26 protein-coding genes are annotated in these 20,364 nt (G+C 62.8%); 6 read left to right on the top strand and 20 right to left on the bottom strand.

All coding sequences use genetic code 11. From position 1 onward, the window contains the following. Positions 1-92: 92 nt before the first annotated feature. From VG99_RS01875 to VG99_RS01815, 13 genes are all read right to left on the bottom strand, one after another. Positions 93-869 (bottom strand): MlaA family lipoprotein, encoded by a 777-nt coding sequence (locus VG99_RS01875; RefSeq protein WP_052508660.1) that lies wholly within the window; start codon positions 867-869, stop codon positions 93-95. Continuing rightward, the gene (locus tag VG99_RS01870) at positions 866-2,155 is read right to left on the bottom strand and encodes an alpha/beta fold hydrolase family protein (RefSeq protein WP_044498054.1); all 1,290 of its coding nucleotides are present in this window, start codon (positions 2,153-2,155) and stop codon (positions 866-868) included. Before VG99_RS01870 ends, VG99_RS01875 begins: the two co-directional genes overlap by 4 nt. 81 nt (positions 2,156-2,236) lie before the next feature. Next, positions 2,237-2,455: a DUF2061 domain-containing protein gene (locus tag VG99_RS01865; protein ID WP_044498051.1), complete on the bottom strand. Its 219-nt coding sequence runs from the start codon at positions 2,453-2,455 to the stop codon at positions 2,237-2,239. Positions 2,456-2,561: 106 nt separating this feature from the next. Then, positions 2,562-2,747 carry a PA3496 family putative envelope integrity protein gene (locus VG99_RS01860; protein WP_044498050.1) on the bottom strand — a complete coding sequence of 62 codons (186 nt, stop codon included), beginning with the start codon at positions 2,745-2,747 and terminating at the stop codon, positions 2,562-2,564. Positions 2,748-2,853: 106 nt separating this feature from the next. Next, a complete protein-coding gene (gene nth, locus VG99_RS01855) occupies positions 2,854-3,489 on the bottom strand; it encodes an endonuclease III (RefSeq protein WP_044498048.1) in 636 nt (211 codons plus the stop codon). 2 nt (positions 3,490-3,491) lie between these two features. Continuing rightward, complete coding sequence (locus VG99_RS01850; RefSeq protein ID WP_044498047.1) at positions 3,492-4,208, bottom strand: electron transport complex subunit E; 717 nt, start codon at positions 4,206-4,208, stop codon at positions 3,492-3,494. Continuing rightward, the gene (gene rsxG / locus VG99_RS01845; protein ID WP_044498046.1) at positions 4,201-4,854 is read right to left on the bottom strand and encodes an electron transport complex subunit RsxG; all 654 of its coding nucleotides are present in this window, start codon (positions 4,852-4,854) and stop codon (positions 4,201-4,203) included. Before rsxG ends, VG99_RS01850 begins: the two co-directional genes overlap by 8 nt. Position 4,855: 1 nt before the next feature. After that, positions 4,856-5,920, bottom strand: coding sequence for an electron transport complex subunit RsxD (gene rsxD / locus VG99_RS01840; RefSeq protein ID WP_044498044.1), 1,065 nt, complete (start codon positions 5,918-5,920; stop codon positions 4,856-4,858). Further along, positions 5,920-7,671, bottom strand: a complete 1,752-nt coding sequence (gene rsxC / locus VG99_RS01835; RefSeq protein ID WP_052508659.1) for an electron transport complex subunit RsxC — start codon at positions 7,669-7,671, stop codon at positions 5,920-5,922. Before rsxC ends, rsxD begins: the two co-directional genes overlap by 1 nt. After that, positions 7,671-8,252, bottom strand: coding sequence for an electron transport complex subunit RsxB (gene rsxB / locus VG99_RS01830; protein ID WP_044498042.1), 582 nt, complete (start codon positions 8,250-8,252; stop codon positions 7,671-7,673). The genes rsxC and rsxB overlap by 1 nt, the downstream gene beginning before the upstream one ends. A gap of 2 nt (positions 8,253-8,254) precedes the next feature. After that, positions 8,255-8,839 carry an electron transport complex subunit RsxA gene (gene rsxA / locus VG99_RS01825; protein ID WP_044498037.1) on the bottom strand — a complete coding sequence of 195 codons (585 nt, stop codon included), beginning with the start codon at positions 8,837-8,839 and terminating at the stop codon, positions 8,255-8,257. Between the two features lie 55 nt (positions 8,840-8,894). Beyond that, on the bottom strand, positions 8,895-10,952 hold the full coding sequence (metG, locus tag VG99_RS01820; RefSeq protein WP_044498036.1) for a methionine--tRNA ligase: 2,058 nt from the start codon (positions 10,950-10,952) through the stop codon (positions 8,895-8,897). A gap of 121 nt (positions 10,953-11,073) precedes the next feature. Next, positions 11,074-11,328 carry a GlsB/YeaQ/YmgE family stress response membrane protein gene (locus VG99_RS01815; protein ID WP_044498035.1) on the bottom strand — a complete coding sequence of 85 codons (255 nt, stop codon included), beginning with the start codon at positions 11,326-11,328 and terminating at the stop codon, positions 11,074-11,076. 141 nt (positions 11,329-11,469) lie between these two features. Between VG99_RS01815 and VG99_RS01810 the strand changes: the two genes are divergently transcribed. The 5 genes from VG99_RS01810 to VG99_RS01790 are packed head-to-tail and all read left to right on the top strand — an operon-like array spanning position 11,470 to position 14,333. After that, the gene (locus VG99_RS01810; protein WP_044498034.1) at positions 11,470-11,796 is read left to right on the top strand and encodes an antibiotic biosynthesis monooxygenase family protein; all 327 of its coding nucleotides are present in this window, start codon (positions 11,470-11,472) and stop codon (positions 11,794-11,796) included. A gap of 53 nt (positions 11,797-11,849) precedes the next feature. Beyond that, positions 11,850-12,458, top strand: coding sequence for a LemA family protein (locus VG99_RS01805; protein WP_044498031.1), 609 nt, complete (start codon positions 11,850-11,852; stop codon positions 12,456-12,458). After that, positions 12,455-13,204 carry a TPM domain-containing protein gene (locus tag VG99_RS01800; RefSeq protein ID WP_044498030.1) on the top strand — a complete coding sequence of 250 codons (750 nt, stop codon included), beginning with the start codon at positions 12,455-12,457 and terminating at the stop codon, positions 13,202-13,204. The genes VG99_RS01805 and VG99_RS01800 overlap by 4 nt, the downstream gene beginning before the upstream one ends. Before the next feature lie 19 nt (positions 13,205-13,223). Next, positions 13,224-13,841, top strand: a complete 618-nt coding sequence (locus tag VG99_RS01795; protein WP_044498028.1) for a TPM domain-containing protein — start codon at positions 13,224-13,226, stop codon at positions 13,839-13,841. A gap of 30 nt (positions 13,842-13,871) precedes the next feature. Next, on the top strand, positions 13,872-14,333 hold the full coding sequence (locus tag VG99_RS01790) for a DUF2147 domain-containing protein (protein ID WP_052508658.1): 462 nt from the start codon (positions 13,872-13,874) through the stop codon (positions 14,331-14,333). A gap of 6 nt (positions 14,334-14,339) precedes the next feature. Here the strand turns inward: VG99_RS01790 and VG99_RS01785 are convergent, their stop codons facing one another. The 3 genes from VG99_RS01785 to VG99_RS01770 form a co-directional block, all read right to left on the bottom strand. After that, positions 14,340-15,494 (bottom strand): NnrS family protein, encoded by a 1,155-nt coding sequence (locus VG99_RS01785; protein WP_052508657.1) that lies wholly within the window; start codon positions 15,492-15,494, stop codon positions 14,340-14,342. A gap of 79 nt (positions 15,495-15,573) precedes the next feature. Beyond that, on the bottom strand, positions 15,574-16,113 hold the full coding sequence (locus VG99_RS15900; RefSeq protein ID WP_158023869.1) for an RcnB family protein: 540 nt from the start codon (positions 16,111-16,113) through the stop codon (positions 15,574-15,576). Between the two features lie 212 nt (positions 16,114-16,325). Next, a complete protein-coding gene (locus VG99_RS01770) occupies positions 16,326-16,586 on the bottom strand; it encodes a YebG family protein (protein WP_044498025.1) in 261 nt (86 codons plus the stop codon). A 155-nt stretch (positions 16,587-16,741) separates the two neighbouring features. Between VG99_RS01770 and VG99_RS01765 the strand changes: the two genes are divergently transcribed. Further along, positions 16,742-17,362: a LysE family transporter gene (locus tag VG99_RS01765; protein WP_044498024.1), complete on the top strand. Its 621-nt coding sequence runs from the start codon at positions 16,742-16,744 to the stop codon at positions 17,360-17,362. Positions 17,363-17,379: 17 nt separating this feature from the next. On the opposite strand, the gene VG99_RS01760 is transcribed toward VG99_RS01765, so the two are convergent. The 4 genes from VG99_RS01760 to VG99_RS01745 form a co-directional block, all read right to left on the bottom strand. Beyond that, positions 17,380-17,829, bottom strand: coding sequence for a VOC family protein (locus tag VG99_RS01760; RefSeq protein WP_044498023.1), 450 nt, complete (start codon positions 17,827-17,829; stop codon positions 17,380-17,382). Between the two features lie 15 nt (positions 17,830-17,844). Next, positions 17,845-18,480 (bottom strand): DUF4142 domain-containing protein, encoded by a 636-nt coding sequence (locus tag VG99_RS01755; protein ID WP_052508655.1) that lies wholly within the window; start codon positions 18,478-18,480, stop codon positions 17,845-17,847. Between the two features lie 119 nt (positions 18,481-18,599). Then, on the bottom strand, positions 18,600-19,061 hold the full coding sequence (locus VG99_RS15435; RefSeq protein WP_052508654.1) for an META domain-containing protein: 462 nt from the start codon (positions 19,059-19,061) through the stop codon (positions 18,600-18,602). 64 nt (positions 19,062-19,125) lie between these two features. Beyond that, positions 19,126-20,244, bottom strand: coding sequence for a mechanosensitive ion channel family protein (locus VG99_RS01745; RefSeq protein WP_044498021.1), 1,119 nt, complete (start codon positions 20,242-20,244; stop codon positions 19,126-19,128). Positions 20,245-20,364: the final 120 nt, after the last annotated feature.

Genomic DNA, 20,364 nt, shown 5'->3' with positions numbered 1-20,364 from the left:
GCTGGCTGCAAAATGCGCAGTTTATCACCCCTGGGCCCAAGCACGGGAGACGCCCGATGTAGGCGCCTCGCAGTGCCGATACGGCTGGGCGTTTACTGGCGAATCTGCAACTCCCGCAACTTGATGTACAGATAGCGAATCTGGTCGTACTCGAACGGGCTGTCCAGCGAGCCATAGCGGAAGCCGTTTATGTACCGCAGGTTCACCACATAGAGGCCATAGGACCATGGGTGCTGGTTCATATGTCGCCGGTTGTCGAGATACTCCACGGCATCCTCGATCGACCAGTCCACCGCGCGGCCGGAGGCATCACGCAGGGTCGAAGGGCCCAGGAGGGGCAGCACCAGGTAGGGCCCAGTGGGGACGCCGTAGTGGCCTAGGGTCTGGCCGAAATCCTCCGGCTCCTGGGGCAGGCCCATGGCCTTGGCCACGTCGAACAGGCCCAGCACACCCAGGGTGGTATTGAACAGCAGCCGCGCGGTGGTCCGGGCGCCTTTCTGGAATTTGCCCTGGGCCACGCTGTTGGCCAGGTTTGGTACATCGGCCAGGTTGGCGAACACGTTCGACACCCCGGTGCGTACGAAGCGCGGGGTGGCCCATTCATAGGCGTTCACCACCGGCAGGTAAACATATTCATCGAACTGGCCGTTGAAACGGTAGACCCGCCGGTTGAAGCCCTCGATTGGATCCTGGATCTTCAGGGCTTCCAGACTGGAGCGCTCGAACTGGTAATTGGTGCCCTCGGTATCGATGGTCAGGGGCGCGAGGGGGTCACGGTACGGGGGGATGGCGTCGTTGGACTGGGCCTGGGTGGCTACGCTGGCCAGCAGTGCACAAGCGGCCAGCACTCCGGAGCTGAGTCGAATCATAGTGCGTTCCCTCCCATGAAAGTCACAATCTGCGTGACGATGTCCCGGTGTTGCAGATTGCCGCCATGGCCCCCGCGGGGGTACAGGAACGCACGATCACCGAAGGTGGTGGCGAGGAAGTGATAATTTTCCTCGGTCAGGATGAAATCGTCCGCGTTGGTCAGGACAGCAATGTCCTTATTGGTACGCAGGTAGGGCTCGATGCTGTACAGGCTGGTCTCCCAGGCCATGTCGTCCACGGTCTTGCCCTGGTTGGCGCTGCTCCAGGCGGGCCACAGTTGATTGTCCAGGTAGCAGCCAAAATCGCAGAACAGCGCGCGCCGCAGGTAGGGGGTCAGGGAGGTGCTGACCTTGAGTTCTTCCCGTGGGGGTGAATAGCGCCCGCCCTCGGTAATGACGTCGGCCATGAAATTCAGGTCAGCGGCGGAAAAACGGAAGACCGCGCCGATCAGCATTGCCAGTTCCGGATCGGTCAGGGCATTGTCGGAATGCTGGATGCCAGCGAACAGGCTGCTCTCGATATCGGTCGCGCCGGTCTCGAAGTGGCGGGCGAGCTTTTCGAAGATGTGCTCATAGAAGCTGTCGCCACTGCTGACCCCGTCGACCTGGGTGCGCGCCAGGGCGTCCAGGCGCCGGATCGACGCATAGAGGTCCACCGGCGGGTTGAGCAGCAGGGTGCGGGTAAAGTTGAACTGCTTCAGGTCGTCGTCCAGCTGCGCGACGAAAGCTGCGTTGAGTGCACCGAGGCTGAAGCCGGCAAGACGGTACTCGGTGATCTCCAGATTCTTCTCGCTGCGCGCGTGCTCGGCGGCTACCGACATAGCGGTATGCAGGTCGCGGGCATCGTTTTTCCCGAGGCCCGGCAGGCCGCTGCGCGAGGCGGCGGCAATGAAGTCATGATTGGTCGGCGAGGACAGCACAATCACATGCATGCCCGCCTGCCAAAACACCCGTTTCAGGTAATCCAGGCGGGGACTGCTGTAGCTCGAGCCGGTACCGGCGATGAGAAATACCAGCGGGGCAGGGGTGTCCTGCCAGGCGAGGCGGTAATGCAGCTGCTGGTAGCGTGACAGCACCGGCGGCAACTTGCGCTCGGGAATCACGGTAACGGCAAGATCGGTCTGCCGTACGTCTACCTCTTCTGGCACCGGCGCGACGAGCACGGAAGGCGTGCCGGCGATAGTGGCCAGGAAGGGGTTCTCCACGGGGTAGACAAAGTCATCATTGGCATGGGCAAGGTTGCCCAGGGTTAGCAGCGTAAGGCAGAACAGGAGACATCGATTCATGAGCGCACATTCCCGGTTGGCTTCATGAACTATACCCAAGTTGCTGCCGTTTAGTTCCTCAATACAGCGGCAATATGCCAGTTAGCCGCGAAATACCGGCGGTAGGCTGAGCACCGGGTCAACCAGGCGGCGACGCTCGATACGCTTCCAGACTTTTTCGTGGAAATGAAAGGCGATGGTATTGAGTGCTGGCTCGATCAATGCCACCGCACCACCGAGCAGAACGCTGCCGGTCAGCAGATAGACCACCCCGAAGGCGATGGTGAAATGCATTACAGCGAAGGTGAGGGTTTTGGTCATGGCGCACTCCAAATGGGAATAGTTTCTATTCGCCACATCTTACGTGCGCCATCTACCGCTCTGAATAAAAGCCTTTCAATGGCCCTGATCGAGCTGTTCTATCGGGTTAATCCAGGTCGAAATCGTAGTCAGACAGCTGCTTCTGCAGGCGCCGTTCCTCCAGATAATTATCGATCTGGCGGCGCTTGGTGAGACTGGCCTTGGTGTTACCCGTCTCGGTCTCGGGGGCGTCATCATCCTCGACGAGGAAGTCGTCTTCATCCAGTTCAATATCGGTTTTCGCTTTGGCCATAACTCCGCTCCACTATTGAAGATGCCATTTGCGCACCTTATAGCGAGAGTCGTGGGGAAGCGGAAATAGATTTTTTTTATGGTCTGATAGAAAACGCCGCGCCCTGTCAATCGGAGGTCTTGTGCTTGTACTCGCACAGGTCTTCGATCCGGCAGCTGCCGCATTGCGGGGTGCGTGCGCGGCAGACATAGCGGCCATGGAGTATCAGCCAGTGGTGCGCATCGAGAAGAAATTCCTTCGGCACATGGCGCATCAGCTTCTTCTCCACTTCCAGCACCGTCTTGCCGGGGGCGATACCGGTGCGGTTGCTGACGCGGAAGATATGGGTGTCCACGGCCATGACCGGGTGGCCGAAGGCGGTGTTGAGCACCACGTTGGCGGTCTTGCGGCCGACGCCGGGCAGGGCCTCGAGGGCTTCGCGGTTCTCCGGCACCTGGCTGCCGTGCTGCTCGATCAACAGGCGGCAGGTCTCGATCACGTTCCGGGCCTTGCTGTTGAACAGGCCGATGGTCTTGATGTATTCCGAGAGCCCCTCGACTCCCAGGGCGTAGATGGCCTCGGGGGTATTGGCCACCGGGAACAGCTTGTCCGTGGCCTTGTTGACGCCCACGTCCGTCGCCTGGGCCGAGAGGATCACGGCGATCAGCAGCTCGAAGGGGGAGTTGAAGTTCAGCTCGGTGGTGGGGTGGGGGTTGTCTTCCCGCAGGCGGCGAAAGATCTCGTAGCGTTTTTCTTTGTTCATGATCAGTTGATGGTTCCGGTAACCCGCACACGCTTGCTGCCGCTGGCCGCCGGGGCGCTGCTGCGCAGGGCGGCGCGGGCCTTGATATGCGCGTCGATGACATTCTTCAGGGCGATAAGCAGCCCCATGACCAGGAAGGCGCCGGGGGGCAGGACGACCAGCAGCACCTCCTTGTAATTGGTGAAGACCACCCAGGTCCAGTCGGCGGCGATAGGTCCAAGCAGCAGGTGCATGTCGGCGAACAGCGTGCCCTGACCGACCAATTCCCGCAGCATCCCCAGGACGAGCAACACCAGTGCGAAGCCCAACCCCATCATGAAGCCGTCGACGGCGGCGGGCAGCACCGGGTTCCTTGCAGCAAAACCGTCGGCGCGCCCGAGGATGACGCAGTTGGTCACGATCAGCGGAATGAAGATGCCGAGGATCAGGAACAGCTCGTAGGTATAGGCCTGCATCAGCAGTTCGATACAGGTAGTGACCGCGGCGATGATCATGACGAAGGCGGGCAGGCGCACGGCATCGGTCACAGCGCTACGGATCAGCGACACGGCGACGTTGGAGCTGACCAGTACCAGCATGGTGGCGATGCCCAGCCCCAGGGCGTTGACCGTGGTACTGCTGACGCCCAGCAGGGGGCACAAGCCAAGCAGTTGTACCAGGCCGGGGTTGTTATGCCACAGGCCATCGGCGGTCAGTTTGGAGAGTTTCTTCTCAGCCACGGGCAAGCTCCTCTGGCGTCAGTTGCAGCAGGACCTCACGGTGCTCGCTGAAATAGATGAGCGCCCTGTGTACCGCCTGTACCACCGCGCGGGGAGTGATGGTAGCGCCGGTGAACTGGTCGAAGTCGCCGCCATCCTTGCGGACCGCCCAGCGCTCGGGGGCGGGTATGGCCAGGCTTTTACCGTTGAAATCAAGAATCCAGTCGGCCTTGGCCAGCTCCAGCTTGTCGCCCAGGCCCGGGGTCTCCCGATGGTTGACCACCCGCACGCCAGCCAGCTCGCCGTTGGCGCGGATACCTACCAGTAGATCGATGCGCCCACTGTAGCCGTCCATGGTGACCACCGGCAGGATCACCGCGCTGACCTTGCCGGCGTTGCGCCCACGCCAGGCGGTAGCGGGGGCGGGCAAGCCCAGGTATTTCCTGTCATCGACCGTAAAGCTGTCATTCAGCAGGTCGTTGTCATGCTGGTCGTCGGGCAGGATCTCGTTGAGGGCGCGCATCTGCATGCGTTGCTGTTCGGCAATGATCCGCTGGGCGGTGCCCTGTTGGGTAATAGCGATCAGCCCCACGGTGAAAATGGCGAACAGGCCGAGGATCAGACTGTTGCGTAGTACCGAGCGGCTGGGCGTGGTCACCGGGTCCATGTCATTCCGCTCCCTTGCCCACGCCGCGCTTGGCCTTGCGATGGCCATAGGTGCGTGGGGTGGTGTAGTAATCGATGGTGGGCGCGCAGAGATTCATCAGCAGCACGGCAAAGGCCACGGCATCGGGGTAGTTGCCCCACACCCGGATGGCGTAGACCAGGATACCGATGCCGATGCCGAACACCAGTCGGCCGCGGTTGCTGGTGGCGCTGGTGACCGGGTCCGTGGCAATGAAGAAGGCCCCGAGCACGGTCGCGCCGCCGAGCAGATGGAACAGCGGTGAGCCGTTGGAACCCGAGCCGGAACCGTTCCAGAACAGCAGGCTCATCACCGCCAGGGCGCCGAGCATGCCCACCGGGGCGTGCCAGCTGTAGATACGCTGGTATAGCAGGTACAGGCCGCCGGCGAGGTAGGCGAGGGCGACCCACTCCCAGGCGCGGCCGGCCAGGCCGCCGAAGGCCGGTTGCGCTTGCTGCAGCTCGGCCATGGTCAGCGCCGTGTTGTTTTTCAGCAGATCCAGCACGGTGGCGCTGCTCCAGCCGTCCGCCGGCAGGCTGCCGGGGGCGAATACGCGCTGCAATCCTTCCAGCAGGCCCAGGGTGGGGGTAAATGCCGGCTGCAGGTCCTCGATGCCGCGCCACACCGGCCAACTGGTCATTTCCAGCGGGAAGGACACCAGCACCATGGCATAGCCGAGCATGGCCGGGTTGAAGGGATTCTGCCCGAGGCCGCCATACAGGTGCTTGCCGAAAACAATGGCAAAGCTGGTGGCGACCAGCACCAGCCACCAGGGTGCATAGGGCGGCAAGGCGAGCGCCAGCAGCCAGGCGGTGACCAGGGCGCTGCCGTCGTTGAGATAAAAGCCGACCGGTCGCTGGCGCAGGCGCAGGATGGCGGCTTCCACCGCCAGTGCGCAGCTGCCGGCCAGCAGGATATTGATCAGCGTGCCCCAGCCGAAGAACCAGGTCATCAGGGTAACGCCGGGCAGGGTCGCGCCCAGCACCTGGAGCATGATGGTGCGGGTGCGGTTGCTGCCCCGGGCGTGGGGCGAGCTGATGGCGACCATCAGGGCGTCTCCTTGGCGACGTGCTCATCGAAGGCTTGCTGGGCCTGTTCAAACGCCTGCTCCAGCTTGGGGATCTGCGCCTGCAGGGCAGCATTGTCCGGGTTGGCCTGCAGCTGTTTACGCGCCTTCTGCAGTGCCATGCGCGCAGCGGCTGCAGCCACCTTCAGTTGTTTGTGCTCGGGGCTGAGCTGGGCCTTGGCAGTCTGGATACGGGCCAGATCCGGCGTGGCGGGCTTAGCCACTGGGCCGGGTTCAGCTGTTGCGGTTTGCGGTTGGGCGGCCTGGGCTTCCCGGGCAGCCTTGGCGCGGGCGGCCTTCTCGGCCCGGGCCTGGCGCTCCAGCTCCCGCTGTTCGGCTTCGCGTTGCAGGCGCTCCTGGCGTTGTTCGAAGCGCTGCCGGGCGTGTTCGGCCCGGCTGTGCTGCAGCTCGATGGTGCGGATCTCCGCCTTGCCGGCGCGGAAGTACTGTATCAGTGGAATGCTGCTGGGGCAGACGTAGGCGCAGGCGCCGCATTCAATGCAGTCGAACAGATTCTGGCGCTGCAGCTGTTCGTAATCCTTGCCCATGGCGAACCAGTGCAGCTGCTGGGGCAGCAATTGCGCCGGACAGGCTTCGGCGCACAGGCCGCAGCGGATACAGGGCAGCGCTGGGGGCGGCGGGGGCAGTTCTTCGCTGGTGCCGGCCAGCACGCAGTTGCTGGTCTTGATGATAGGCGCACTGCTGTCGGGCAGGGTGAAGCCCATCATCGGGCCACCCAGGACCAGGCGCTGGAGTCGCTCCTGGCGCAGCCCAGCGAAGGCCAGCAGGTCCGCTATCGGCGTGCCGATCAGCGCCTCGACATTGGTCGGGCGCTCCAGCGCGGCGCCGGTCAGGGTAGTGATGCGGCTGATCAGCGGGCGGCCGAGTACTACCGCATCATGCACTGCCAGGGTCGTGCCGATGTTCTGGCAGAGTATGCCCAGGTCGGCGGGCAGCCCGCCGCTGGGCACCTCCTTGCCGGTGAGGATCTGGATCAGCTGTTTTTCGCCACCGGACGGGTATTTGGTGGGAATCACCACGACCTGCATCGGGCGTCCGCCCACCGCCTCACGCATGGCCTGGATCGCTTCCGGCTTGTTATCCTCGATCCCGATCAGCACCTGCTCTGGCTTGAGGATATGCATGAACACTTCAATACCGGCGATGATCTGCGGCGCGCGGTAGCGCATGGCCGTGTCGTCGGCGGTGATGTAGGGTTCGCACTCGCTACCATTGATGATCAGGGTGTCGATCTGGTGGTCCGGGCGTGAGGCCAGCTTGACCGCGGTCGGAAAGCCGGCACCGCCCAGCCCGCTGATGCCGGCGCCGCGGATATGGTCGAGCAGTTCGAGGGGCTCCCTGGCGCGGTAGTCGGCCATTGATTCCAGCGCCGTCCATTCCTCTTGTCCATCGCATTCCAGAATGATGGCCGGTTCGGCTAGACCCGAGGCATGGGGGTAGGGCGCAGGTGCAATGGCGCTGATGGTTCCGGAAGTAGGTGCGTGCAGCGGACAGCTGAGCGGACCATTGGCCTCGGCGATCAACTGGCCCTTGAGCACCCGCTCGCCGACCTGCACCAGCGGTACCGCCCGGTTGCCGATATGTTGCAACAACGGCAACACCAGCCTGGCTGGCAGCGGCATCTGCTCCAGCCCGCGGCCAGTGGATTGGGCCTTGTTGTCGGGCGGGTGGATGCCGCCGGGAATATCCCAGATGCGGGGCTGTGCAGACATCAGCGAGCGCCTCGCGGGGAGTCGGTGGCAAGCAGTTGATAGGCCGGGCGCGGCAAATCCCAGGCCCAGTTCTGCGGTGTAACGGGGACGGGGATCATGTCTATGCAATCCACCGGACAGGGCTCCACGCACAGGTCACAGCCGGTGCATTCATCGATGATGACGGTATGCATGTGCTTGGCCGCCCCTAGTATGGCGTCCACCGGGCAGGCCTGGATGCACTTGGTACAGCCAATACATTCGGCCTCGCGGATAAAGGCGACCGTGCGCGGCTTCTCCTCGCCATGCTCGCCATCCAGGGGCAGCACTTCCACATCCAGCAGATCGGCCAGCGCCTGGATGGTGGTTTCGCCGCCCGGCGGGCATTTGTTGATTGGCTCGCCATTGGCGATCGCCTCGGCGTAGGGCTTGCAGCCCGGGTGGCCGCATTGGCCGCACTGGGTCTGGGGCAGCAGGGCGTTGATCTGCTCGACGATGGGATCGCCCTCGACCCGAAAGCGGATCGCCGCATAGCCCAGCAGCGCGCCGAAGATCGACGCCAGTACCAGCAGAATGAGCACTGCAGTGACAACGATCGACATGCTCAGATCCTGATCAGCCCGGTAAAGCCCATGAACGCCAGGGACATGAGTCCGGCAGTGATCATGCCGATGGCAGCGCCACGGAAGGGGGCAGGGACGTCAGCGATGGCCAGCCGTTCACGCAGGCCGGCAAACAGGATCAGCACCATGGAAAACCCCAGCGCCGCTCCGAGACCGTAGGTGGCCGCCTTGAGGAAAGTCTGCTCGGCTCGATTGGTGATCAGCAGCGCTACGCCCAGCACCGCGCAGTTGGTAGTGATCAGCGGTAGGAAGATGCCCAGCACGCGGTACAGCAGGGGGCTGGTCTTGTGCACGACCATTTCGGTGAACTGGACCACCACGGCGATCACCAAGATGAAGGAAATGGTGCGCAGAAACTCCAGCTCGAAGGGCAGCAGGATGTACTGGTACGTCAGGTAGCTGAGGATCGAGGCCAGGGTCAGCACGAAGGTAGTGGCCATCGACATGCCGATGGCCGTTTCCAGCTTGCCGGACACGCCCATGAACGGACACAGCCCGAGAAACTGCACCAGCACGAAATTGTTCACCAGGACGGTGCTGAGCAGAATCAGGAGAAATTCAGTCATGGGTGGTCTCGTTGGTGGTTGGGGGGCACGCAAATCCCCCCTTTCCCCAACCGGATCAGCGCACTCGCTGCCCCGGCTTGGCCCCTTGATCCGGGCTCAGCAGGTAGATTTCCTCGCCACCCGGCCCCGCAGCCAGCACCATCCCTTCGGATACGCCGAACTTCATCTTGCGCGCCGCGAGGTTGGCCACATACAGCGTCAGCCGGCCCTCCAGCTTGCTCGGATCGGGGTAGGCGCTCTTGATGCCGGAGAAAACATTGCGCGTGGCGTCGCCGATGTTCAAGGTCAGGCGCAATAGTTTATCGGCGCCTTCGACGAACTCGGCCTTCTCGATCAGCGCCACCCGCAGGTCCACCGCGGCAAAGGTGTTGAAGTCGATTTCATCCGCCAGCGGATCCTTTTCCAGCTCGCCATTACCGGCCGGAGCGGTGTCGGTATCGGTGGCCGTGGCGGCCAGGTCTTCCTTGGAGGATTCCACCATGGCATCGATTCTGGCAGGTTCGATGCGCGTGAGCAGCGGCTTGAACGCGTTCAACTGATGGTCCGCCAGCATCGTGCCCAGGTCGTTCCAGCACAGCGGTTCAACATTCAGGAAGGCCTCAGCGTCGGCCGCCAGGGTCGGCAGCACCGGCTTGAGCAGAATGACCAGCTGGCGGAACAGGTTGATGCCCAAAGAGCAGATTGCTTGCACCTCATCCTGTTTGCCTTCCTGCTTGTTCAGTGCCCAGGGGGCCATGTCGGCGATCCAGGCGTTGGCCTTGTCGGCCAGGGCCATGATTTCGCGCATGGCGCGGGAGAAGTCGCGCTTCTCGTAGGCCTCGGCAATGGACGGGGCGGCGCTGATGAAGGCGTCGGTCAGTTCCGGCGCCGGGTTGGCCGCGACCATCACGCCACTGTTGCCCTTGTGAATGAAGCCTGCGCAGCGGCTGGCGATATTGACTACCTTGCCGACCAGGTCGGAGTTGACCTTCTGCACGAAGTCTTCCAGGTTCAGGTCCAGGTCTTCCACGCCCCGGCCCAGCTTGGCGGCGTAGTAGTAGCGCAGGTATTCCGGCGACAGGTGGTCCAGGTAGGTGCGGGCCTTGATGAAGGTGCCGCGGGACTTGGACATCTTCTGCCCGTTGACCGTCAGGTAGCCATGCACGTTGACCGCGGTCGGCTTGCGGAAGCCGGCGCCCTCGAGCATGGCCGGCCAGAACAGGGTGTGGAAGTTGATGATGTCCTTGCCGATGAAGTGATACAGCTCGGCGGTGGAGTCCTTGCCCCAGAACGCATCGAAATCCAATTCAGGACGGCGGGCGCAAAGGTTCTTGAAGCTGGCCATGTAGCCGACCGGGGCGTCCAGCCAGACGTAGAAATACTTGCCCGGCTCACCGGGAATCTCGAAGCCGAAGTAGGGCGCGTCGCGGCTGATGTCCCACTCCTGCAGGCCAGACTCCAGCCACTCGGCAATCTTGTTGGCCACGGCGTCCTGCAGGGTACCACTGCGGGTCCACTGCTTGAGCATGTCCTGGAAGTCGGGCAGGGCGAAGAAGAAGTGCTTGGACTCCTTCAGTACCGGCGTGGCGCCCGAGATGGCCGAGCGCGGGTCCTTCAGCTCGGTGGGCTCGTAGGTCGCGCCGCACTTCTCGCAGTTATCACCGTACTGGTCCTCGGCCGCGCATTTCGGGCAGGTGCCCTTGATAAAACGGTCGGCCAGGAACATGCCCTTTTCCGGATCGAAGTACTGGGTCACCGAGCGGGTGTTGATATGCCCGGCCGCCTTGAGCTTGCCGTAGATCAGCTCGGACAGTTCACGGTTCTCTTCGGAGTGGGTGGAATGATAGTTATCGAAATCCACCAGGAAGTCCGCGAAGTCGGCGGTGTGCTCTGCCTTGACGTTGGCAATCAGCTGTTCGGGGGTGATGCCTTCCTTCTCGGCGCGCAACATGATCGCCGAGCCATGGGCGTCGTCCGCGCAGACGTAGATGCATTGATTGCCGCGCAGCTTCTGGAAACGCACCCAGATGTCGGTCTGGATGTATTCAAGCATGTGCCCCAGATGGATCGAACCGTTGGCATAGGGCAGGGCACTGGTGACGAGGATCTGGCGGGAATCGGCGTTGCTGGACATGGGACTCGGCTTCTGTTGGGTGACAGGTCAAAGCCGGTAATTGTACCTGTTTGGCGGGGGGAGGTCATCAGATGGGCCGAAGGCGTAGCGCCGAGGCGCTACACCCGCTACCGGCCCGGGCTCAGGCTTTCTTGAAGAAACCCAGCGCCCTGAGGATGAAGATGAGCAATACCGCGCCGGCGATGGAAATGATGAAGCGGATGATCGCACCCCCTTCCGCAAAGCCCAGCATGCCGGCGATCCAGAAGCCGAGCATGGACCCGATGATGCCGACGATAACGTTGGCAATGATGCCCATCTGCGCGTTGGTTTTCATGATGATGCTGGCCAGCCAGCCGACGATGCCACCAATAATCAGGGAAACGATCCAGCTCATTGCTCTCTCCTTCACAAAGTGATGTAGCTTCAGTAAAGCAGACAAGTCCACCGCTTGCCTGCACCGGGGTGCGTTCCCGGTTCTATTGCCTAGACTGACTACGGGGCCGTTTGGTTCGGCCCGTTTGCGAAGGGGGCAGGCATGAAATACATCTTCGAGGTACATATCAAGGCAGGGCACACAGCTGAGGAATACGCTGATGCCTGGGTGCGAGCCAGCGAAATCATCCAGCGCGCGCCGGGTGCCCGGGGCACCGAACTGCACCGCAAGACCGATGATCCCGATACCCTGATCGCCATCGCCAGCTGGGACAGCAAGGCGCAACGGGATGCCATGGAAGGGCAGCATGACCCGACGGTGGCGGCGATCATCAGGAGTGCCGCGCCGTTCTGCGAGATTCGCCCGATCGGCGAGTTCGAGGACCCGGAGTGGGTGGTGAAGCCAGGCGGCAACGGTAGCAAACGCTGAACTCCCGTATCGCCCGAAGGTCACTTATACAACGTCAATGGATGGGATAGAACATGGCTCCGACATCATTCCGCAGTATCTGGCAGGTAGCGATCCTGGTGCTCATGGGCAGCTTGTTGGTGGGCTGCGGCATCAACAATATTCCCCGCTACGATGAACAGGTGAAGTCCGCCTGGGCGCAGGTGGAGAACCAGTATCAGCGCCGCGCCGACCTGATCCCCAACCTGGTGGAAACCGTGAAGGGTTTCGCGCGCCAGGAGCAGGAAACGCTGACCGCCGTGGTTGAAGCCCGGGCTCGGGCGACCTCCATCCAGGTTTCGGTGGATGATCTGGATGATCCAGCCAAGATGCAGGCCTTCGAACAGGCCCAGGCCCAGTTGACCGGCGCGCTGAGCCGATTGATGGCGGTATCAGAGCGCTATCCGGACCTCAAGTCCAACCAGAACTTCCTCGCCTTGCAGTCGCAACTCGAAGGCACGGAAAACCGCATCGCCGTTGCCCGGCGCGATTACATCAGCGCGGTGCAGCAGTACAACACCGAGATCCGCACCTTCCCTGGCCGTATCTGGCATAGCGTGCTGTATAGCGATATGCCGATCCGGGAAAACTTCGAGGCGACCACCGAGAACGCCGAGCAGGCGCCGCAGGTGCAGTTCGAATGAAATTCGCGCAGATACTGACGCTGGGGCTGCTGTTCTGGGTTGGGGGAGCGGCGGCCCAGCAGGCGCCGAGCGAGCCCACCTTCCCGCCGTTGACCGGGCGGGTGGTTGATCAGGCGGAATTGCTCAGCGCGCCGGTGGAAGCACAGCTCACCCAGATGCTGGCCGGTCATGAACAGGCAACCACCGAGCAGGTCGTGGTGGTGACGGTACCCGACCTCCAGGGGCGGACCATCGAGGAATTCGGTGTTCAATTGGGGCGGACCTGGGGCATCGGCCAGGAGGGGGAGGACAATGGCGCGCTTTTGATCGTCGCCTGGGATGACCGCCGCATGCGTATCGAGGTCGGTTACGGCCTCGAGGACCGGCTCACCGACGCGCAGTCATCGATCATCATCAACCAGATTCTTGCGCCGGCGTTTCGGCGCGGTGATTTCGAAGGCGGGATCGTCGCCGGTACCGAGGCGATGATCCAGGTGCTGGGCGGTGACCCGCTGCGCTCCGCCACCCCGGTGGTGGGCGAACGGCCGCCAGCGCCGCTGATCGGCGGGCTGACGTTTTTCTTCATGATCATCCTGTTTCTCATTGGCGGCGGTCGCGGTGGACGCGGGCGCTTCGGCCGGGCGGTGCTGGCGGGCGCCTTGCTTGGTGGCATGGGCCGGGGTGGCGGCATGGGTGGCATGGGGGGCGGCGGCTTCGGCGGGGGTGGTGGCGGCTTCGGTGGCGGCGGTGCCTCGGGTGGATGGTGATGCAGACAAGGGAAAGACAATGACGCTTTTAACGCAGGATCAACAGCAACAGGTTGCTGCCGCCATTGACCGCATCGAGCAGCATACCGATGCCGAAGTGGTGACGGTACTGGCCGCGCGGGCGGACGATTATCACTACATACCCTTGCTATGGGCGGGGCTAGCGGCCCTGCTGGTGCCGGGCATCGTGCTGGTCGCGACCGGCTGGTGGAGCAGCGGTGAACTGCTGCTGGCCCAGTGGCTGACGTTCGTCGTGCTGGCCATGGTATTTCGGATTCCCAGCCTCACCACCCGCTTGATCCCGCGCTCGGTACGGCATTGGCGGGCCTGTAATCTGGCTCACCGGCAATTCGTGCAGCTTGGGCTGCACCATACCTCTGGCGCAACCGGCATGCTGATTTTCGTCTCGGAAGCCGAGCGCTATGTGGAAATCATGGTGGATCGGGGCATTTCCCAGCGTATTGATGATAGCGTTTGGCAGTCCATCATCGCTGACTTCACCCAGAAGGTACGGCAGGGCCAGACGCTGGAGGGCTTCCTGGGTTGTATCGAGGCATGCGGAGCGGAGCTGCAGCGTGCCGTGCCGGCCACTCAGCAACGCAACGAACTGCCCAACCGGCTGGTTATCCTGTCGTAGAATGGCCGCTCGACATAAAGGAATCGATCCATGAAAGGTCTGCAACAAGTGTTAGGCGTATCCGCCTTGGTAACCGGGATGTTGTTCAGTGCGCAAGCTTCGGCCGAGCCGGTCGGGCTGTGGAATACCGAAGACAATCAGGGGCAGGTGCAGGTCAGCCCCTGTGGCGACAAGCTGTGTGGCGAACTGGTGTGGTTGGCCGAGCCCTTGGCCGCCGATGGACAACCCAAGCGCGACCAGCATAACCCCGACGAGAGCCTGCGCGACCGCCCAGTGGAAGGCCTGCGCATCCTCTGGGACATGCAGTCCGCCGGTGACGGCAAGACCTGGGAAAACGGCAAGGTCTACGACCCGGAAAGCGGCAAGACCTATCAGGGCAAGATGACCCTGGACGGCGCCGATGTGCTCAAGCTGCGTGGTTTTGTCGGGGCGCCGATCTTTGGCCGGACCTCCACCTGGACCCGCGCCGATAGCCCTGGCACCGCCCGTTAACGGGCGCTAGCGCAGCCGATGGTTCAACTCAAGCATCTTTGCCAGCAAGGCAATATAGGCCAGCGCCCAGCTGGCCGCGGAGATCCATAGCAGGATTGGCTGGCCGAACGCAGCGGGGCCGCTGGCAAAGCGGCTCAGCGCCGCGATGGCGACCAGCGTGGTGATGCAACAGACCCAGCCCGTGCCCGGTGGCGTCTTGCTGGCGCGCTGGAAGTACAGCCGCAACATGACCCCGGTAGACAAGGTACCCAACCCGCCAATGGTGATCAGATGCAGGGCCGGGGCAGCGGCGTGTTGGCCGAGGAAGGCAACACCGCAGAGCAGGCTACCGACGGCCAGCCAGGCGTAGCCGATACCGAAGGCCAGCAGGTCAGGGCGCTCAATGCAGCGCCACAACTCCCAGCGCCAGCAGCGTACCGCCAGCACACCGGCCGCTGCCAGCAGGCAGAGGCCGGACCAGCGATAAGCCAGGCTGCTATCCACTCCCGGTAACAACAACGGCAGGATAGCCAGGCCCAGCAGTATGATCAGGGCCGATTCCATATGCGGCTGCAGGCGGGCCCTGGGCTCGATCCCCTTGCGCTCCAGGGTGACGGTCGCTGCCGGCGCAATGATGCGCCCGCCCATGAACATCATCAGCAGTAACAGGCAGAGCACCCCGGCATGCAACAGGCGGCCGGCGCTGAACTCGAGGCCGCGCGCCAGGTCCGGCCAGTAGCGCCACGCGGCAAGAAGCCCCAGCCACGCCAAGGGCAGCAGGCAGACGGTCAGTATCAGCGGGCCGGTAATCCGGTTGCGCCACTTCTTCGCGGCGTTGAAGCGGGGCACCACATGCCAGGCCAGCAGCAGGGCGAAGGCCGGCGAGAGCAGCAGGGCGAGCCAGCTGTCGGGTATCAGCATCCAGGCCAGGCGGGCCGCCAGCCAGAGGCCCACCAGGGGATACAGCACCGACTGCGGCTGATTGCCCAGGGTATACCCCGCAATCAAGGCCAGGGCGAAGCCGAAGACCATTTCATGCCCATGGCCACTGCCGAGCAAACCGGGCGGCCAGCCGCTGCCCGACAACACCGCCCAGACCGACAGCGGTACGGTCAGCGCAGCCAGCAGGGCGGCGAGGGGAAAGAACAACAGGAAGGCCGGACGTTTGGCTGGGGCTTTCATGGGCATCCAGGGGCGAAGGGAACCGCCAGATGGTAGGGGCAGCCCCAGCACACCGCAAGAGCGGCGGGTCGCCGCTGGCTCAGTTCAGGACATTTTCCACGACGGTGTAGATCAGGCCGGTAGTGACTGCGACCAGCACCAGGTCACTGCCTGCCCGATGCCATTCGTAGCCCGGATACTGTGGCAGGTGGCGAACGTGTTGATGCGGCACCCGCTGGCTCCAACCATGGGGGATCGGCCGGCCGATGATCAGATGGGAGCGGGGTGGCCTGCCCGGACCGCGGCCCATATTATGGCGCTGCTGATATATCTGGCGGCGCAGTTGGTCCCGGTCGGGTGCGCGGTACTGGTGTCGTTGCTGATAGATCTGCCGATGCCCGGGGGGCAGCGCATGGTCACGGGGCCGGTAGCCCGAACCCGGGTGCTGCTGGCCATGGCGATTGTGGTCCCGGCGCAACATCTGGTCACGGTGATGATCCCGCTGTTGCTGATGGTGCTGGAAGCTCCGGCGGTGATCCTGGGATTTCCCGGGTGCAAAGGGTCCCGGCGCGGCCTGGGCCAAGGAGCCCAGCAACGCCGCTGCGGCGCAGATGCTGACAAACAGGTGGCGTAATTTCATGACGGGTACCCTCGCGCTGATAATGCTTAGAGCAGCGCCGATGCCCGAAATTCCGGCAAGAAACTTCCTTTTACGAAAGCCTTGCTCGGCCGCTTCGGCATAAAGCCTGCCCACACGAGACCGAGCATAGGGCATGGCGGAGCGGAGGGGCGTTTTGTAAAGACGCTTTTACCCGGTTTTACGCAAGGCTGTTGTTGAGGGTGCAACCGGCTTCAGGCCGGCTCCTCTTCCAACAGCGGCGCCAGGGCATCGGGCGAACTCTTGAAGGCCTTGGCGAACAGTTCGCGGTGCCTGGCCATGTAGATGCCTGCTTCTTCCGACTGCGCTTCGGTAAGTGACGGTACCGCCTGGCGCAGGACCTCGCTCAGCAGCTCGGCCAGCTCTAGCATCTTGTCGTGACGGTCGGCTTCGGCTTTATCCATGAACAGGCGCTCCGGGTCTCTGCTGCTTCGGTAGACTATTTCAACGGCCATTGTTTACCCCTGGCTTGAAGATGATTCGTTGGGTCGGCGGCAGCGCTGCCGCGGACGGTCGACAGTATACTGGTTTTTTATACAGTTTTGGGGCTTCGTCACCATCCCCTTGCAACCCTGCTAGAATCCGTCGCTTCTTTCGACCGGAACCTCCCATGAACCTCGACATCTGGCTGGCCTATTTTCTTGCGTGCTGGATCATCAGCCTGTCACCGGGCGCCGGGGCGGTGGCGTCCATGGCCAGTGGCATGAACTACGGCTTTGCCAGGGGTTATTGGAATGCGTTGGGGCTGCAGTTGGCGCTGGTATTGCAGATCATCATAGTGGCGGCGGGGGTGGGAGCGCTGTTGGCCACTTCGGCATTGGCCTTTGCGCTGATCAAGTGGTTCGGCGTGGCCTACCTGCTGTATCTGGCGGTCCGGCAGTGGTGGGCGCCGCCCCAGGTGATGGCGCTGGATCACCGGCCGATCGGGCGGCCCTTGAGTCTGGTGCTGCGCGGCTTTGTCATCAACTTCAGCAACCCCAAGGCGATCATCTTCATTCTCGCGGTGCTGCCCCAGTTCATCGATCCCGCCCGGCCCCTGCTACCGCAATACCTCATATTGACCGCGACCATGGTAACAGTGGATCTGGTGGTGATGGCGGGATACACCGGCCTGGCGGCGCGGGCGCTGCGCTTGCTGAACTCACCGCGCCAGCAGCGCATGCTCAACCGCAGTTTCGCGGTCATGTTCGGAGTTGCCGCCGGCTTGCTGGCAACGGTGCGCCGGGTCTGAACCGGCGCGCCCCTTGGTTAACCCCAGTCTTTCGCTTCGATGTAGCAGCTGGTAATGACCCAGCCGATGCCGAAGCGGTCGGTCAACATGCCAAAGCCCTTGGCCCAGAAGCTCGGGCCAAACGGCATGCGCGTGGTGCCGCCATCGGATAGCCGGTTGTAGGCCTGCTCAGCGGTCAGCACATCATCGTAGTAGAGCTGGATGAACATGCCCTGTGATGGTTCGTAAGAGCCGGGCGGGGCGTCCGAACCCATGATGACCTGGTTGGCCACGGTGACCTCGCCATGCATGACCTGATCCAGCCACTCATCGGGTACGCCAGTGCCCTCCGGGGCGTCACGGTAGCTGTGGATCTCGCCCAGGGTGCCACCCAGCTCCTGGGCATAGTATTGCAGTGCTTCCCGGCAGTTGCCGGAGAAGTTCAGGTATACGGCCAGGCCGGCGGGTTTCTTCGGAGTCTGCGTCATGGTTGCCCCCTTGCATCAATGGTGTGGGTTGGTGGCGTTGCCGCGATTCTGTTGCGGACTGCCGCTGCTCAGGCCGGCCTCGTTCGCGTCCACTTCCGCAGTGGCTGCCGCATCGGCCGGGGTGGCCGGAGCCAGACCGGAGTTGACCGCTTCCGCCAGTTGCTCGGCCATCACCAGGTGATGCTGCATCTTGTCCAGGGTGGTCCGGGAGAAATTGCCGATGTCGAAATCATCCAGGCGGGTGCCGCGGCGGTACAGGTCGATGGCCTGGCGATGGCTGGTGATCTGGTGTTCGGCGTAGGCGCGATCGAACGACCGTGATGACTTGAGGTTGGCCAGGGTCTCGCGGGCTTTGGCGGTGAGGCTGCCCGCCCCGGCGATCTGATAGCCACCGTTACTGGCCAGGCGTTCGAGTTCGCCATTGAGCGCGGTATGGTCGTCGATCATCTGCCGGGCGAAGATTCTGACCTGCTCATTGTTGGTTCGCTCCCGTGCGAGCCGGGCCGCCTCGATCTCCCCCAGACTCTGCAGCATGGCCTCGTCGATAAAACGAGCGGGCGCGGCATGCTGGGTGTCGGTGTACTTGCGGTAGAGGGCGGCTGCAGCGCCGAACGCCAGCAGCCCGTAGGTGAGGTTACGCAATCTGATCATGAGTCCTCCATCGATGGTGAATCAGCCATAACTATGGCGTTCATTAATGTGATGGGAGGCGATGCGCTGAGTTCAGGCTGCAGGACGAGTGGTCGGCAGGCCTAGGCCTGCCGGAGGGGTCAGGGGGCCGGCTGCGCGGCTGCTGGCTGGAAGGTCATGATCCCGGCACCGTTGCGCAGGGTCAACCGGTTGCCAGCCTCGTCAAACTGCAGCTGTAGCGGCTGTTGCAGGCGCTGCTTGATGGCATCCTCCCTGGCCATCAAGGCGGGTTCACAGGCCATCATGGTCTGCATCAGGTTGCCGATCTCCAGCGTGTCGCCCTTGAGTTGGTAATCGCCGCCCATGCCGTTGCAGGCGTTGCGTACGCCCAGGCGATCGGAATGGAAGCTCAACTCGATGGGCGGGCGTTCGCCGCCGGTCAGGGCGGTGTCCAGTCGACCATCGGCATCGGTCGCTTCGACCAGTGTCCAGGTGTGGCCGGTAAGCGCTTCGGGGTTCACACTCGGGCCGGTGCTGGCGCAGCCAGCGACCAACAGGGTGCACGCCAGAGCGGCGGGCAGCAGCATACGAAGGGTGCTCATGGTATCTCCAGTAGGCGGAATCGCGCACATGCTGCCCGATCCCGCGGGTTACGTCGAGCGGGTATCAGGAAACACCGCCGTAGGGCGAGCCATTGGCCGCCGCGGTTTTTTCCGGCATGCCGGCGACCTTCACTTCCGGCAGGTCGCCGCCGATGAATTCCACCTGACGGATGGGGAAGGCAAAGGCCACGTCCATATCCCGCAGGGCCTGCAGCAGCTGCAGGTTGATTTCCTGCTGGATGTCCATGTACTGGTTGTAGTCAGCCGTCTGGACGATATGCACCACCTCGAAAGTCAGCTGGTGTTCATTGAAGGCGAAAAAGTGTGCGCGGTCGAACTTGGTTTGTTCTACGCCTTCGATGATGCGTTTGACCTGCGCTCCCACCTCGCGAACCTTGTCGGCGGGGGTGTGGTAGCTGATGCCGAAGGTGAAGACGATGCGGCGGGTATTCATGCGCTTGTAGTTATGCACTATCTGGCTGAGCAGGTCCGCGTTGGCGATCACGATCTGCTCACCGCTCAAGGCGCGAATGCGGGTGGTTTTCAGGCCGATGTGCTCGATGTTGCCGGCCACCTCGCCGAATACCACGAAGTCACCGATTTCGAACGGCTTGTCAATGCCGATGGACATGGACGCGAACATGTCGCTGAGCAGCGTCTGCACCGCGAGGGCGATGGCGATACCGCCCACCCCCAGACTCGCAACCATCGCAGTGATATCTACACCCAGGTTGGCCAGGATCGACAGCAACATCATGGTCCAGATCACGATCCGCATGATGATGCCCAGCAGCGTCGTGGTGACCGGATTGCGCGCCTTGCCATCGCGGGTCAGACTATCGGTCCAGAGCCTGACGGCGTTGTCCAGCCAGAGCGCGATCTGGAAGGCGAGGACGATGAACCAGCCATGGGACATGGCCGATTCCCAGCGGGGTGACAGCTCCACCGTCTTGAGACCGATCATCAGGGCGAAGGCGAAGATCAGCAATTGGCTGGTGGTACGCAGCAACTCCGAAGCGAAGTGGAAGAAGCGGGAGTGGCTCGTCTTGTTGCGCTGTGCCAACTGTCGGCTCACTACCCGCAGCGCAACCGACAACAGCAGGTAGGTGATGAGGGTGACGGCAACCAGAAGGCCCAGTTGCAGCCAGAGTGAGCGGTCGGTGAGGGTCTCCCAATAGGGCATGTCACATCTCCAGTCAGGTGGTTGGCCGGCGGTTTTCCGGCCATTAAGTCTCCTAATTCTGTCGTTGACGAAGCGGATTAGTTCCGGCAGTTTGACCTGCTCGACCTTCCGTCCTTATCG

The organism is Pseudomonas saudimassiliensis, assembly GCF_000939975.1.
Classification (GTDB): Bacteria; Pseudomonadota; Gammaproteobacteria; order Pseudomonadales; family Pseudomonadaceae; genus Halopseudomonas; species Halopseudomonas saudimassiliensis.
This window is presented reverse-complemented; position numbering and strand designations above follow the sequence as displayed.

Coding starts and splice junctions, on each gene's coding strand:
- VG99_RS01785 (WP_052508657.1), bottom strand. CDS start 15,494: ATGAAAGCCCCAGCCAAACGTCCGGCCTTCCTGTTGTTCTTTCCCCTC.
- VG99_RS01765 (WP_044498024.1), top strand. CDS start 16,742: ATGAACCTCGACATCTGGCTGGCCTATTTTCTTGCGTGCTGGATCATC.
- VG99_RS01770 (WP_044498025.1), bottom strand. CDS start 16,586: ATGGCCGTTGAAATAGTCTACCGAAGCAGCAGAGACCCGGAGCGCCTG.
- VG99_RS01760 (WP_044498023.1), bottom strand. CDS start 17,829: ATGACGCAGACTCCGAAGAAACCCGCCGGCCTGGCCGTATACCTGAAC.
- metG (WP_044498036.1), bottom strand. CDS start 10,952: ATGTCCAGCAACGCCGATTCCCGCCAGATCCTCGTCACCAGTGCCCTG.
- VG99_RS01815 (WP_044498035.1), bottom strand. CDS start 11,328: ATGAGCTGGATCGTTTCCCTGATTATTGGTGGCATCGTCGGCTGGCTG.
- VG99_RS01790 (WP_052508658.1), top strand. CDS start 13,872: ATGAAAGGTCTGCAACAAGTGTTAGGCGTATCCGCCTTGGTAACCGGG.
- VG99_RS01810 (WP_044498034.1), top strand. CDS start 11,470: ATGAAATACATCTTCGAGGTACATATCAAGGCAGGGCACACAGCTGAG.
- VG99_RS01745 (WP_044498021.1), bottom strand. CDS start 20,244: ATGCCCTATTGGGAGACCCTCACCGACCGCTCACTCTGGCTGCAACTG.
- rsxB (WP_044498042.1), bottom strand. CDS start 8,252: ATGTCGATCGTTGTCACTGCAGTGCTCATTCTGCTGGTACTGGCGTCG.
- VG99_RS01755 (WP_052508655.1), bottom strand. CDS start 18,480: ATGATCAGATTGCGTAACCTCACCTACGGGCTGCTGGCGTTCGGCGCT.
- VG99_RS15900 (WP_158023869.1), bottom strand. CDS start 16,113: ATGAAATTACGCCACCTGTTTGTCAGCATCTGCGCCGCAGCGGCGTTG.
- VG99_RS01800 (WP_044498030.1), top strand. CDS start 12,455: ATGAAATTCGCGCAGATACTGACGCTGGGGCTGCTGTTCTGGGTTGGG.
- VG99_RS01805 (WP_044498031.1), top strand. CDS start 11,850: ATGGCTCCGACATCATTCCGCAGTATCTGGCAGGTAGCGATCCTGGTG.
- VG99_RS01875 (WP_052508660.1), bottom strand. CDS start 869: ATGATTCGACTCAGCTCCGGAGTGCTGGCCGCTTGTGCACTGCTGGCC.
- rsxG (WP_044498046.1), bottom strand. CDS start 4,854: ATGGACCCGGTGACCACGCCCAGCCGCTCGGTACTACGCAACAGTCTG.
- rsxA (WP_044498037.1), bottom strand. CDS start 8,839: ATGACTGAATTTCTCCTGATTCTGCTCAGCACCGTCCTGGTGAACAAT.
- VG99_RS01860 (WP_044498050.1), bottom strand. CDS start 2,747: ATGGCCAAAGCGAAAACCGATATTGAACTGGATGAAGACGACTTCCTC.
- VG99_RS01870 (WP_044498054.1), bottom strand. CDS start 2,155: ATGAATCGATGTCTCCTGTTCTGCCTTACGCTGCTAACCCTGGGCAAC.
- rsxD (WP_044498044.1), bottom strand. CDS start 5,920: ATGGTCGCCATCAGCTCGCCCCACGCCCGGGGCAGCAACCGCACCCGC.
- VG99_RS01865 (WP_044498051.1), bottom strand. CDS start 2,455: ATGACCAAAACCCTCACCTTCGCTGTAATGCATTTCACCATCGCCTTC.
- VG99_RS15435 (WP_052508654.1), bottom strand. CDS start 19,061: ATGAGCACCCTTCGTATGCTGCTGCCCGCCGCTCTGGCGTGCACCCTG.
- rsxC (WP_052508659.1), bottom strand. CDS start 7,671: ATGTCTGCACAGCCCCGCATCTGGGATATTCCCGGCGGCATCCACCCG.
- VG99_RS01795 (WP_044498028.1), top strand. CDS start 13,224: ATGACGCTTTTAACGCAGGATCAACAGCAACAGGTTGCTGCCGCCATT.
- nth (WP_044498048.1), bottom strand. CDS start 3,489: ATGAACAAAGAAAAACGCTACGAGATCTTTCGCCGCCTGCGGGAAGAC.